The organism is Mesorhizobium sp. B4-1-4 (genome assembly GCF_006439395.2).
Taxonomy (GTDB): Bacteria; Pseudomonadota; Alphaproteobacteria; order Rhizobiales; family Rhizobiaceae; genus Mesorhizobium.
Map to the genome: position 1 here is coordinate 3,898,084 of NZ_CP083950.1, position 11,979 is coordinate 3,910,062.

The 11,979-nt window shown below is 64.7% G+C and carries 13 protein-coding genes; 6 read left to right on the top strand and 7 right to left on the bottom strand.

Annotated elements, in window-relative coordinates; all coding sequences use genetic code 11:
* Positions 1–25 precede the first annotated feature (25 nt).
* The 6 genes from flaF to FJW03_RS18690 all read left to right on the top strand — a co-directional run bounded on the left by flaF (position 26) and on the right by FJW03_RS18690 (position 5,378).
* The gene (gene flaF, locus FJW03_RS18665; RefSeq protein WP_140759508.1) at positions 26–373 is read left to right on the top strand and encodes a flagellar biosynthesis regulator FlaF; all 348 of its coding nucleotides are present in this window, start codon (positions 26–28) and stop codon (positions 371–373) included.
* The gene (gene flbT, locus FJW03_RS18670) at positions 370–813 is read left to right on the top strand and encodes a flagellar biosynthesis repressor FlbT (RefSeq protein ID WP_140690366.1); all 444 of its coding nucleotides are present in this window, start codon (positions 370–372) and stop codon (positions 811–813) included. Before flaF ends, flbT begins: the two co-directional genes overlap by 4 nt.
* A complete protein-coding gene (gene flgD, locus FJW03_RS18675) occupies positions 813–1,220 on the top strand; it encodes a flagellar hook assembly protein FlgD (RefSeq protein ID WP_140607223.1) in 408 nt (135 codons plus the stop codon). The genes flbT and flgD overlap by 1 nt, the downstream gene beginning before the upstream one ends.
* Before the next feature lie 13 nt (positions 1,221–1,233).
* Positions 1,234–1,500, top strand: a complete 267-nt coding sequence (fliQ, locus tag FJW03_RS18680) for a flagellar biosynthesis protein FliQ (RefSeq protein ID WP_140690368.1) — start codon at positions 1,234–1,236, stop codon at positions 1,498–1,500.
* Between the two features lie 173 nt (positions 1,501–1,673).
* Positions 1,674–3,542 carry an asparagine synthase (glutamine-hydrolyzing) gene (asnB, locus tag FJW03_RS18685; RefSeq protein WP_140759505.1) on the top strand — a complete coding sequence of 623 codons (1,869 nt, stop codon included), beginning with the start codon at positions 1,674–1,676 and terminating at the stop codon, positions 3,540–3,542.
* 192 nt (positions 3,543–3,734) lie between these two features.
* Positions 3,735–5,378, top strand: a complete 1,644-nt coding sequence (locus tag FJW03_RS18690) for an MFS transporter (RefSeq protein WP_140690374.1) — start codon at positions 3,735–3,737, stop codon at positions 5,376–5,378.
* Positions 5,379–5,406: 28 nt separating this feature from the next.
* On the opposite strand, the gene FJW03_RS18695 is transcribed toward FJW03_RS18690, so the two are convergent.
* The 7 genes from FJW03_RS18695 to FJW03_RS18725 form a co-directional block, all read right to left on the bottom strand.
* The gene (locus FJW03_RS18695) at positions 5,407–5,775 is read right to left on the bottom strand and encodes a cupin domain-containing protein (RefSeq protein ID WP_140759502.1); all 369 of its coding nucleotides are present in this window, start codon (positions 5,773–5,775) and stop codon (positions 5,407–5,409) included.
* Between the two features lie 103 nt (positions 5,776–5,878).
* The gene (locus FJW03_RS18700; protein ID WP_140759499.1) at positions 5,879–7,264 is read right to left on the bottom strand and encodes an NAD(P)/FAD-dependent oxidoreductase; all 1,386 of its coding nucleotides are present in this window, start codon (positions 7,262–7,264) and stop codon (positions 5,879–5,881) included.
* A 25-nt stretch (positions 7,265–7,289) separates the two neighbouring features.
* Positions 7,290–8,402, bottom strand: a complete 1,113-nt coding sequence (locus tag FJW03_RS18705; RefSeq protein ID WP_140607229.1) for an ABC transporter ATP-binding protein — start codon at positions 8,400–8,402, stop codon at positions 7,290–7,292.
* Positions 8,399–9,196: an ABC transporter permease gene (locus FJW03_RS18710; RefSeq protein WP_140759496.1), complete on the bottom strand. Its 798-nt coding sequence runs from the start codon at positions 9,194–9,196 to the stop codon at positions 8,399–8,401. Before FJW03_RS18710 ends, FJW03_RS18705 begins: the two co-directional genes overlap by 4 nt.
* Positions 9,196–10,065: an ABC transporter permease gene (locus tag FJW03_RS18715; RefSeq protein ID WP_140607230.1), complete on the bottom strand. Its 870-nt coding sequence runs from the start codon at positions 10,063–10,065 to the stop codon at positions 9,196–9,198. Before FJW03_RS18715 ends, FJW03_RS18710 begins: the two co-directional genes overlap by 1 nt.
* A 22-nt stretch (positions 10,066–10,087) precedes the next feature.
* Positions 10,088–11,164 (bottom strand): extracellular solute-binding protein, encoded by a 1,077-nt coding sequence (locus tag FJW03_RS18720; RefSeq protein ID WP_140759494.1) that lies wholly within the window; start codon positions 11,162–11,164, stop codon positions 10,088–10,090.
* 39 nt (positions 11,165–11,203) lie between these two features.
* Positions 11,204–11,863 carry a helix-turn-helix domain-containing protein gene (locus FJW03_RS18725; protein WP_140607232.1) on the bottom strand — a complete coding sequence of 220 codons (660 nt, stop codon included), beginning with the start codon at positions 11,861–11,863 and terminating at the stop codon, positions 11,204–11,206.
* Positions 11,864–11,979: the final 116 nt, after the last annotated feature.

The following is an 11,979-nucleotide window of genomic DNA, read 5'->3' on the forward strand; positions in this document are numbered from 1 at the left end:
TCCCAGCGGAACGGTAGAGCCGACGATGTACCAATTTTCCTATGCCGACATCCAGAGCACCTCTGTCGCGGACGCCAAGGACCGCGAGCGTGAGCTGCTGACCCGCTCGATCGACATGCTGTCGGCGGCAGCGGTGGCCGGCCAGGATTCGATGGAGGCGGTGGAGGCGCTGCATTTCACCAATCGCGTCTGGATCGCCTTCGTCGAGGACCTCGGCTCCAGCGACAACGCGCTCCCCAAGGAATTGCGCGCCAACCTGATCTCCATCGGCCTGTGGCTGCTGCGCGAAGCGGAGGACATCCGCCAGGGACGCACCAACAATTTCGAAGGGCTGATCGAAGTATCCCAGATCATCCGCGACGGCATTCAATGACCAACACGCTGAAGATCTCGCTGAAGCCCAACGAGAAGATCTACATCAATGGCGCCGTCATCCGTGTCGACCGCAAGGTCACCGTCGAGCTGATGAACGACGTGCAGTTCCTGCTCGAGAGCCATGTGATCCAGGCCGACCAGGCATCGACGCCGCTCAGGCAGCTTTATTTCATCGTGCAGGTCATGCTGATCAACCCTGCCGGCGCTGGCGAAGCACGCGAGATGTTCCGCCGCTCGCTGCCGCTGCTCATTGCAAGTTTCGAGGATGCCGAGATCTGCAGCGCCTTGAAACAGATCGATCGCATGGTCGGCGAGGATCATATCTACGAGGCATTGAAGGCGATCCGTTCGCTTTATCCTCTCGAACGCCGCGCGCTTGGCGGCAATGACGATGTTCCGGGCGCCTCGCGCCCGCTGGCCGTGGGAGCACGCTACTGATGACCGTGGACATGACGACGACGATACCGGTTGGCGCCAACCAGACCACCACGCAGGCATCCAAGACAGCTGTCGACTACAACTCGTTCCTGAAGCTTCTGATCGCCGAGATGAAGAACCAGGATCCGACCAAGCCGATGGATTCGACGCAATACGTCGCCCAGCTCGCCACCTTCTCGCAGGTCGAGCAGTCGGTGCAGACCAACACCAAGCTCGACCAGATCATGCAGTCTTCGGCGCTGTCGCAGGCCGACGCTCTCATAGGCCGCAACATCACCTCGGCCGACGGCAAGACGTCAGGCACTGTGGCTTCGGTGACGCTTGGCAGCAACGGACTGATCGCAGTGCTCCAGGATGGCACCACGGTGCCGGTCGGCGCGGGCGTATCGATCAAGCCGGCGAGCTAGGCCAACCGCCCACATGAACGAGGCCGACGCTCTCGACATCGTCCAGTATGCGGTGTGGACGGTGCTGACCGCCTCCGCGCCCGTGGTGCTGGTCGCCATGGCGGTCGGCATCGGCATCGCGCTTATCCAGGCGCTGACTCAGGTGCAGGAGATCACCTTGACCTTCGTGCCGAAGATCGTCGCCATCATGCTCGTGGTGGCGCTCACCGGCCCGTTCATCGGTGGCCAGATATCGGCCTTCGCCAACGTCATCTTCGAGCGCATCCAGAACGGGTTCTGAAACCCCTCGGGAAGGGTGCGGCGGCTTCAACTCGGAATGCTTGAAAACAGCGGTCCGCTTGCGGCGGCGCCCGTTCTGGCTAGATTGCCGTATAGCCATTCCCGGCCAGGCGATCATTTTGTCCCGATGACTTCTCGCAAATCCCCGGAGCAGCCAGGACCGACCGACGGACCATGTGCGGCATAGCCGGCGTATGGCGCAAGCGGAACCCTGTCTCCGGCGGCGATCTCGCCGCCGTCGGCCGCATGATGCAGGCGCTGGCGCATCGCGGTCCTGACGACCATGCCACGTGGAACGACAGCCGGCTGGCGCTGGGGCACCGGCGGCTCTCGATCATCGATCTCTCCGAGCATGCGCGTGAGCCGATGCTCACGGCCTGTGGCCAGGGTGTGCTGGTCTACAATGGCGAGGTCTACAACTACCGATCCTTGCGCGGGACACTTGAAGCCGAAGGCAGGCGGTTCCGGACGGTCTCGGACGCCGAGGTGGTTCTCGAGGCCCTGCACCACTGGGGGCCGGACAAGGCCATTCCGCTGTTCGACGGCATGTTTTCCCTTGCCTATTTCGATGGGCGGGCCACCACGCTCTGGCTGGCGCGCGACCGTCTTGGCATCAAGCCGATGTCGGTGGCCGAGACCGCCGAGCGAATCCTCTTCGCTTCCGAGGACAAGGCAATCCTTGCCTGTGACGACGTCGCCCGCGCCATCGATGCGCGTGAGATCACCCTGCGCCTTGCCTGGCAGAGCCGTGACTCCCGCTCCAGCCTGTTCGAGGGCATAGAGCGGCTGCCGCCAGCAGGCCTGTGGAAGATCACCGATGCCGGCATCGAGAAGCGCTGCTTCTGGCACGTCCTCGATGTGCTCGACGCGGCCCGCATCGTCGACGACGACGCCACGGACGCCGAGCATATGACGACGCTGGAAAAATTGATCCAGGACAGCGTCGGGCTCCATTGCATTGCCGACACCAGCCTGGCCGCGGCCTGCAGCGGCGGTATCGATTCCGGCCTCGTCACGACACTGGCGAAACGGTTCAGGCCGGAAATGTCGGCCTATGTCGTTGACCCACGCATCGGCCACAGCGAAGCCGACGATGCCGAACGCACCGCCAGCCATGCCGGCGTGACCTTGCACAGGATCCCTATCGACAAGGACCGCTTTCTGGAACTCTGGCCAAGGACGATCTGGCACCTGGAAAGCGACGGCTGGCATGCAAGCCATGCCTGCCTGCTGGCGCTTGCCGAGCAATGCCGGGCCGATGGCGTCAAGGTGCTGCTGACCGGCGAAGGCGCCGACGAACTCTTTGGCGGTTATGATTGGCAGGAGGCCAGCATGAGGCTGTGGCGGCCCTGGTCATGGCCGGGACGCCTGTTTCGTTCGAAGCGTTACTTAGCCCAGCGATTCGAACGCCAGAGATACGCCCCTTTCCGGACATCGATCGCGAATGCCCATGGCTGGGATCGCAACATCGTGCTCAGGGCGCTGTCGCCGGAACTGAATTTCCTTCAGGCCAAGATCTTCGATCGGTTGGAGCCGTTGCCGTCGCTCAGCGATCGCGCTTTCCTGGGCTGCTGCCTGCACGACCTGTATGGACACATGCAGGATCTGTTGAACCGGCATGACCGGCTCAGCATGGCGGCCTCGGTCGAGCTCAGGGTGCCGTTCATCGAAAACCGGCTGATCGACTTCGCGATCCATCTGCCGAGACGGCACAAATACCGCCACAAGCAGGGCAAATGGCTCTTGAAGAAGGTGGCGGAAAAACACATTCCGCGTGAGAATGTTCATGCCCGCAAGAACGGGTTCCAGGTTTCCGCGAATTTTACCACCGGCACGCAAGGGCTGTTGCGCGGCGGCTTGCTGCGCGATGCCATGAAATGGCCGGCAGCTTCTGTGGACGACCTGATCGATCTGGCAAGGCGCGACCAGGCATCGCGGATGCGGCTGGTGGGTATGGAGCTTTTCCTGCGCCTGCATGCCGGCGGCCAGACTGCCGGCCATCTCACCGAAGCACTGCAGGCCGCCGTCAATGAGGCGGGTTGATAAGGCCTGATCGCATACCCCAACGATAGCGTTGCGAGGCTGATGGCTACGTGGCCCCTCGCTATCCCCTTGTTGGACCATGATCTTCCACGCAAGACATTCGCCCTTTGCTGCGTGATGCCATAGTTTCGGCTAACGATCCGGGGAAAGGGATCACCGCAAGGATCCGCAGGCCGTGGCAGGGACCCATCCATGATTGACGAAAAGCCGGAAAGCGAGAGCGTCTCGGCGCTGGCGCCCTTTCGGCATGGCATTTTCCGCGCCGTCTGGGCCGCAAGCCTCGTCTCGAATTTCGGTGGCCTGATCCAGGGTGTCGGCGCGGCCTGGATGATGACCACCATCGCCACCTCGCCCTATCAGGTCGCCCTGGTCCAGGCCTCGACCACCTTGCCGATCATGCTGTTTGCGCTTGTCGCCGGCGCCATCGCCGACAGCTTCGACCGGCGCAAGGTGATGCTGGTTGCCCAGACCTTCATGCTGGTCGTCTCGCTGCTGCTGACCGTGTTCACCTATTGCAACCTGATCACGCCGTGGACGTTGCTTGCCTTCACCTTCCTGATCGACAGCGGCACGGCATTGAACAGTCCATCCTGGCAGGCCTCGGTCGGCGACATGGTGCCCCGCAACAAAGTGCCCGCCGCGGTGGCGCTGAACTCCATGGGCTTCAACCTGACGCGCAGTGTCGGTCCGGCGATCGGCGGCATCATCGTCGCGGCCGCTGGTGCCGCGGCCGCCTTCGCGGCGAACGCGGTGAGCTATATCGGCCTCATCGTCGTGATGGCGCGCTGGAAGCCGGATGTGCCGGTATCGACCTTGCCGCGCGAGTCGCTGGGCGCGGCCATGGGCGCCGGCCTGCGCTATGTCGCCATGTCGCCCAACATCGGCAAGGTGCTGGTCAGGGGCGCCGCCTTCGGCTTCAGCGCCGGCGCGGTTCTGGCGCTGCTGCCGCTGGTGGCGCGCGACGTCGTCAAGGGCGATGCGCTTACCTATGGTATCATGCTGGGCGCCTTCGGCATCGGCGCCGTCGGCGGCGCCTTGATCAGCGTGCGGCTGCGGCAGTTGCTCTCCAGCGAGACGATGGTGCGCTGCGCCTTCGCCGGCTTCGCCGTCTGCGCCTTCAATGCGGCGATCAGCCAGCATGCCTGGCAGACCTCGCTCGGCCTGCTGGTTGGCGGTGCCTGCTGGGTGATCGCGCTTTCGCATTTCAACGTCACCGTGCAGATGGCGACGCCGCGCTGGGTGGTCGGCCGGGTGCTGTCGGTCTACCAGACCGCGACCTTTGGCGGCATCGCGCTCGGCAGCTGGATCTGGGGCGTCGTCGCCGATGCGCATGGCGCTGAAACCGCGCTGATCGCGGCCGCCATCGCCATGCTGGCCGGGGGCGCCATCGGCCTTGTGCTGCCGCTGCCGCAGCAGCAGGTGCTGAACCTCGATCCGCTCAACCGCTTCAAGGAGCCGCATCTGGCGCTCGACCTGAAGCCGCGCAGCGGTCCCATCGCCATCATGATCGAATATGTGATCCGCCATGAGGACGAGGCGGAATTCCTCGCCACCATGGCCGAACGCGGCCGCATCCGCCGCCGTGACGGCGCCCGCAACTGGACGCTGGCGCGAGATCTCGAAAACCCGATGATCTGGATCGAGCACTACCACACGCCGACCTGGCTCGAATATGTGCGCCACAATGGCCGCATAACCCAAGCCGACGCCACTGTCGGCGAACGCCTGCGGGCGCTGCACAGCGGCAGCGAGCCGCCGCGCGTGCGTCGCGTGATCGAGCGCCCGACAACCGCCGGCACCGCGCTGGTGATGGCCAAGGGGCCGATCGAGCACTGATCCGCTGCGAAGAGCTGGTGTCCGCCGGTCAGCCGGCCGACTTGATCATGTAGAGCTTGCGCGTGGTCTCCCGGATCCGCCATTCGCCCTTCCATCCCCGCGGCAGCACGAGAAGGTCGCCCGGCCCCAGCTCGCGCGCCTCACCGTCGGCGCGGCTCACCTCCACCCGCCCTGAAATGATGTGGCATATTTCCGACGAACCCGACCGATCGGCGGTGAAGCGGCCGGGCGTGCACTCCCAGATCCCGACATCGACGGTCCCGTCCGGGGATTGGAAGAGCGAGCGCACCGCCTCGACCTGATTGCCCTCGATGGAGGTGGGCTTTGGGGAGAACGCGCCGATGTCAGCCTTGGCAAGGTCGTGGAAGGTCGAAAGATCGATCAAGTCGGACTCCATGGATCAGAGCAATTCCGGGAAAAATGCAACGGTTTTCCGCCCGGAATTGCGAAATAACAAAGACTTAGAGTGGGTCAACGATTCCACCCAACGCTGAACCGCCCTAATGGCCTGTGATGCTGTCGGCCAGGGCGGCAAGCCTGGAAGTATGTGCCAGGCCGGCGGCTTCGTGGCGATCGGCGAGATGATAAAGCTGGTACATCGAATGCACGCCGAGCCAGCGGAATGGCTCCGGCTCCCAGCGCCGCACGGTGCGGTTGACCCAGGGCAGGCGCGTCAGCTCCGTGTCTTGGCCGAGGATCAGGTCGGCAAGCGTGCGCCCCGAGAGATTGGAGCTCGACACGCCAAGCCCGACATAGCCGCCGGCCCAGCCGATGCGGGTCGCGGGATCGAGGCCGACGGTCGTGCACCAGTCGCGCGGCACGCCGAGCACACCGCACCAGGCGTGCTCGATGCGGCAGCCCCCAGTCTGCGGCAGGAGCGTCATCAGGATCTGGTGCAGCTGATCGATCGTGGCCTGCTGCGTCTGCCCCTTGATATCGGTGCGCGAGCCGTAGCGATAGGGCACGCCGCGCCCGCCCATGGTGATGCGGCCCTCGCGCGTGCGCTGGGCATAGCAATAGGCGTGTGCGGCATTGCCGAGAAGCTCGTGGCCTTCCCAGCCGATCTGGCGCCAAAGCTCCTCGGACAGCGGCTCGGTCACGATCTGCGCGCTGTTGAGCGCCAGCCAGGTCCGCTCCTCGCCGGGAATGCCGGCCGTGAACCCCTCCGTCGCCCGGATGATGGTTTCCGCGCGCACCGTGCCCCGGTCGGTTGTCACGCTGCCCTTGGTGATGGCGGTAACCGTTGTCTGTTCGTAGATCGGCACGCCCAGCCGCTCGACGGCGGCGGCAAGCCCGCGCACCAGCTTGGCCGGCTGCACGCGCGCCTGGCCATGGATGACGAAGCCGCCCATGAGATTACGGATGTTGATGCGCGCCCGGGTCGCCTCGGCGTCGAGCAGCTCGATGCGTTCAGGGTCTGCGTCCCACAAGCGGATCGTCTCGCATTCCTCACGCACGCGTTCCAGCTGCGCCGGATTGGTGGCGACCGTCAGATTGTCGACGCGGCGGATATCGGCATCGATGCCCTCTTCCGTCGCCACCCGGATCACCTCGTCGACGCAGCCCGCCATCGCCTTCTGCATGGCGGTGACGCCTTGCCGGGTCGAGGTCTTCAGATATTTCTCGCGCGACCAGCCGAAGCCGCCCGACAGCCAGCCGCCATTGCGCCCCGATGCGCCGAAGCCGGCGAACTCGCGTTCGATAAGCACGATGCGCAGCGAGGGCTTCGCTTTCTTCAGGTAATAGGCCGTCCACAGCCCGGTATAGCCAGCACCGACAATCGCGACATCCGCCTCGATATCGTCGGGCAAGGGTGGCCGGGGCGCGGGAACCCCGCCCAGATCCGCATACCAGAACGATATGTCGCCGTTGCGCTTGGCTTGCATGGGATGACTTTCGGATTGATTGGGATCAGGTCAGCGTTGTGTCGGCCGTGCTGTCGTCGGCCAGAAGCTTGGCGTCGGCACCGTCGAAGCAGAGCTCCACCGTCTCGCCGAGGCCAAAGCTCTCGCCGGTCAGCGGCGAGCGCACGATCGCCGTGGAGCCGTCGGCGAGCCTGACTTCGTATTTCGATCCCGAGCCGAGATAGATGGCTTCCGCGATCGTCCCCGGCAGCCGGTTGGTGGCCGCCGCGCTCTGGCCAGGCCGGCGGATAGCGAGCTTTTCGGGGCGCAGCAGCATGACCGGGCTGGCCTCCCCGGCGATCCGGCGCGGCGCCGTCACCGTCTCGCCGGCTATGCGCAGCGCCGTGCTGGCGCCGTCGCTTCGCGCCTCTCCGCGCAGCACGGTGGAGTCGCCGATGAAGCGGCCGACGAACAGCGTCTTCGGTTCATCGTAGAGCTCGCGCCCGGTACCGACCTGCTCGATCCGTCCCCGATTGAACACGGCGATGCGGTCGGACAGGACCAGCGCCTCTTCCTGGTCATGCGTCACATAGACGAAAGTGGTGCCGAGCTCGCGGTGGATGCGCTTGATCTCGAGCTGGAGCCATTCGCGCAGCTTCTTGTCGAGCGCGCCGAGCGGCTCGTCCATCAGCAACAGCGGCGGGTCGAAGACGATGGCGCGCGCCAGCGCCACGCGCTGCTGCTGGCCGCCCGACAGTTCGCTGGGGTAGCGATGCGCGAAATCGCCCATCTTGACCATGTCGAGCGCCCTTGCCACGCGCGCCTTGCGCTGTGCCTGGTCGATGCCGCGCAGCGTCAACGGATAGGCGACGTTACGGCCGACGCTCATATGCGGGAACAGCGCATAATGCTGGAAGACGACGCCGATATTGCGCTTGTGCGCCGGCACGCCGACCACGCTTTTTCCTCCGACCATCAGCTTGCCGCTAGTCACATCGGTGAAGCCGGCGACCACATTGAGCGTCGTGGTCTTGCCCGAACCGCTCGGGCCGAGCAGCGTCATGAACTCGCCGGGCTCGATTCGAAGCGAAATGCCGTCCAGCGCCTTGAAGCCGCCATAGGCCTTGCTGATCGACTCCAGATCGATCGCCGCACCCTTGCTCTCCTGTTTCCGCTTCATTGGCGTCCCTTCGGCTCAAGGCCAAGAAGGAGCATGCCGCCACCGATCAGGATCGTGGTGGCGCACAGCAGGATGGTGCCGACGGCCGCGACCGTCGGGTCGGCGTCGCGGGTGATGGAGGAGAATATCTGCACGGGCAAGGTCTTGAGATAGGGGTTGGTGATGAACAGCGATACGACGATCTCGTCGAAGGACGTGGCGAAGGCGAAGAGCAGGCCGGACAGCATGCCGGGCAGGATCAGCGGCATCGTCACGGTGCGGAACGTGGCGAGCGCACCGGCGCCAAGGCTTGCGGCGGCCGTTTCCAGGCGCCTGTCGAACACTTCGAGACTGGCCGAGACCGCGATCAGCACGAAGGGAAGCGCAAGGATGGTATGGGCGAGCACGAACCCCACCAGCGTCCCGACCAGCTGGGCATCGAGATAGACGGCATAGATGCCGATGGCCAGGACGACGCCCGGCACCACCATCGGGGTCAGCATCAGCATCCGCAGGAGATTGGCGGGCCGCGCCTTCATGCGATCCAGGCCGAAGGCGGCAAGCGTGCCGAGCACCGTAGCCAGCACCGCCACGATCGAGGCAACCTTCAGCGAATTCAGGAAGCTGGAGGACCAGTCCGGATTGGTGAGGAAATTCTGGTACCACTGCCAGGAGAAACCCTGCGGCGGGAAAGCAAGCGACTTGTTCCCGTTGAACGACATCGGCACGACGACCAGCGTCGGCGCCACCAGCCAGATCGCCACCAGCAGGCAGACGAGGCCGAGAATCACACGGGTGAGCGGCTTCATTTCCATCAGCGTCGCTCCGCTTCCCGATAGCGCGAGCGCATCACCGGTGCCGCCAGCGCCAGAAGCACGAAGGTGGTGACCAGAAGCACCACGCCCATGGCGCCGCCCCGGCCCCATTGCAGCAGGCTGAGCACCTGGGTCTGGACCAGCGTCGACAGCATGGTCGAGCGCGGCCCGCCGAGCAGCGCCGGCGTGATATAGAAGCCCAGCGCCAGTATGAAGACGATGATCGCCCCGGCATAGACGCCCGGCAGCGACAGCGGCAGATAGACGGTGAAGAAGGCGCGGGAAGGTCGCGCGCCAAGACTCTGCGCCGCCCGCATCAGCCTGAGGTCGATGCCTTTCATCACCGAATAGAGCGGCAGGATCATGAAGGGCAAAAGCACCTGCGCCATGCCGATCACGACGCCGGTCTGCGTGCGGATCAGTCGGATGCCGTCAAAACCGGCCGACCTCAGCAACGAATTGATGACGCCCGAATCCTGCAGCAGGATCACCCAGGAGAGCGTGCGCACCACGCCGCTCACCCAGAACGGGATCAGCACGCACAGCACCAAGATCAGCCGCACGCGCGGCCCGACGGCGGTCATCAGATAGGCATAGGGATAAGCACAGGCCACACAGACCACCGTGACCCAGGCCGAGATGACAAAGGTGCGCTGCAGCACCGTCAGATTGACGGGCGCGCCGAAGAACCAGATGTAGTTCTGCACACCCCATTGCGGCTCCGACAGGCTGCGCAGCACGATGGTGAGCAGCGGGTAGCCGATCACGGCCACCAGCAGGAGCAGTGCCGGCAGCGTGAGCGCGTACGGCCTCCATGCCCAACCCGCCCGGTTCGCGGCGGAAGGCGTCGTCGGTTCGAGCGCGCTCACGGGATTGGCCTCACTCAGCCGGTCAGTTGCCGGCCATCAGCGCGGACCACTTCTCCTGCGCCATCGCGAAGTTCGGGACCCAGAACTTGAAGTTCTGCTTGTAGCCCTGCTTCTGGCGCTCGGGCGTGTTGGTCAGGAAGGCGGCGACGGAAGCGTCGACCTTGGGCTGCGCGTCGCTGTTGATCGGCGTATAGGACGTCTGCTCGGTCAGGACCTCCTGGGCATGCTTGCCGAGATAGGCATTGAGCAGCGCGTAGGATGCGTCCGTATCCTTGACGCCGACCGGGATCGTCATCTGGTCCATCACCACCAGCCAGTCCTGCCAGGCCGGCGCATATTTGGCGCCGTTCTTGACGGCGGTCATGGCGCGGCCGGTCCACATCATCAGCATGTCGGCCTCGCCGGACTCCGCCAGCTGCTGCGATTCAGCCCCCGTCTTCCAGAAAATGGTATCGGGGCCGAGCTTGCGGACCACGTCGATGGCCTTGTCGATATCGGCCACGGTCATGGCCTTCGGGTCGCCGCCGGCAACCTTGAACGCCTGTTCCAGCAAGCCGCCGGTCGGGCTGCCGGAGCCGTCGATCCCGCGCACGCCGGGGAATTTCTGGGTATCGAAGAAGTCGGCCCAGCTCTTGGGCGGGTTATCCTTGTACTTTTCCTTGTTGTACATCAGCACGACGCCGTAGTTCATCGCCGGCACCGAGCATTCGCCGACCTGGCCTGCCGGAATCTTCGAGACGTCGAGCTTCGTCAGATCCAGCTTCTGGAACAGCTTGCCGCAATAGACGTAAGGCGGCAGGTCGTCGGTGTCGACGACATCCCAGGTGACATTGCCGGACTCGACCTGCGCCTGCAGCTTGGCGATCTCTGTCGGCCCGTCATTGAGCAGCTTGACCCCGGACTTGTCGACGAACTCCTTCAGCGCCGCCGCCTGGCCGTCCTGGTAGATGCCGCCGTAGGAGACGAAGGTCAGGGTCTTGCCCTTGAGCGACCCCTCCTTCACCTCGCCTGCCACCGGCTTGTCCTGCGCAAAGGCCGCGCCTGTCAGGATACCGAGCGCCAGAGCGGCGCCAAGCCTTGCATATCTCGATTTCAACATGACACTAACTCTCCCATTCATGCCCGCGTTTTGATCGGACTACCTGGCCGCGAGCGGTTTCCAGGCCGTGTATTGATCGAGTTCGGCGCGCGCCGAGGTCGGCGGCGCGATAATCCACATCACTTCGGCTCGGCCACCGCCGATGTTCTCGCTGCGATGCGGCGTCGATGTCGTGTATTCGATGCTGTCGCCCTCTTCCAGGACATGGCGCGCCTCGCCGAGCGAGACCTCGACGATGCCGCGCAGCACGACGAGCATCTCATGCGCGTCGCCATGCGTGTATTGGTCGTGCCCGGTCGAGCCGCCTATGTCGAATTCGCCGACATAGACCTCCATGTCGCTCAGCGGCGGGCGCGAGAGCAGCATCTTGCGGCAGCCGTCGCTGGGCGGCAGGCTCGGCCGCTCGCTGCGCCGAAGCACGCCGTGGTTCCGCGCGGCACTTTCCTCGAACAGCATCGCGACGCTGACGCCAAGCGCCGAAGCCATCTGGTTGAGCGAAGCGGTGCTGGCGCCGGTCAGGCCGCGTTCGAGCTGGCTGATGAAGCTGGCGCTGGTCCCGGTCGCCTCCGCGAGGTCGCGCAATGACAGCCTGCGGGCGAGGCGAAGGCCCTTGAGCCGCATGCCCAGCACCTGATGGGCATGGGTCGCGGCTGATGCGTCGAGCGTCTTCACTGAAGTCTGGCCGGAAGCCCTGCCCATGCCGTCTCCTCACCTCACTTAACGAAATGTACAGTACCACTGTACAGCTGGCAAGCCGCGCATGAGGCCAGGACCGCGGCACTACTCGGGCCAGGCTTGCAGCCAGGAGGATATTT

Excerpts from the sequence above, each read along its gene's own strand:
- FJW03_RS18690 (WP_140690374.1), top strand. The coding sequence starts at position 3,735 with ATGATTGACGAAAAGCCGGAAAGCGAGAGCGTCTCGGCGCTGGCGCCC.
- flaF (WP_140759508.1), top strand. The coding sequence starts at position 26 with ATGTACCAATTTTCCTATGCCGACATCCAGAGCACCTCTGTCGCGGAC.
- FJW03_RS18725 (WP_140607232.1), bottom strand. The coding sequence starts at position 11,863 with ATGGGCAGGGCTTCCGGCCAGACTTCAGTGAAGACGCTCGACGCATCA.
- FJW03_RS18720 (WP_140759494.1), bottom strand. The coding sequence starts at position 11,164 with ATGTTGAAATCGAGATATGCAAGGCTTGGCGCCGCTCTGGCGCTCGGT.
- flbT (WP_140690366.1), top strand. The coding sequence starts at position 370 with ATGACCAACACGCTGAAGATCTCGCTGAAGCCCAACGAGAAGATCTAC.
- flgD (WP_140607223.1), top strand. The coding sequence starts at position 813 with ATGACCGTGGACATGACGACGACGATACCGGTTGGCGCCAACCAGACC.
- FJW03_RS18710 (WP_140759496.1), bottom strand. The coding sequence starts at position 9,196 with ATGGAAATGAAGCCGCTCACCCGTGTGATTCTCGGCCTCGTCTGCCTG.
- fliQ (WP_140690368.1), top strand. The coding sequence starts at position 1,234 with ATGAACGAGGCCGACGCTCTCGACATCGTCCAGTATGCGGTGTGGACG.
- FJW03_RS18700 (WP_140759499.1), bottom strand. The coding sequence starts at position 7,264 with ATGCAAGCCAAGCGCAACGGCGACATATCGTTCTGGTATGCGGATCTG.
- asnB (WP_140759505.1), top strand. The coding sequence starts at position 1,674 with ATGTGCGGCATAGCCGGCGTATGGCGCAAGCGGAACCCTGTCTCCGGC.
- FJW03_RS18695 (WP_140759502.1), bottom strand. The coding sequence starts at position 5,775 with ATGGAGTCCGACTTGATCGATCTTTCGACCTTCCACGACCTTGCCAAG.
- FJW03_RS18705 (WP_140607229.1), bottom strand. The coding sequence starts at position 8,402 with ATGAAGCGGAAACAGGAGAGCAAGGGTGCGGCGATCGATCTGGAGTCG.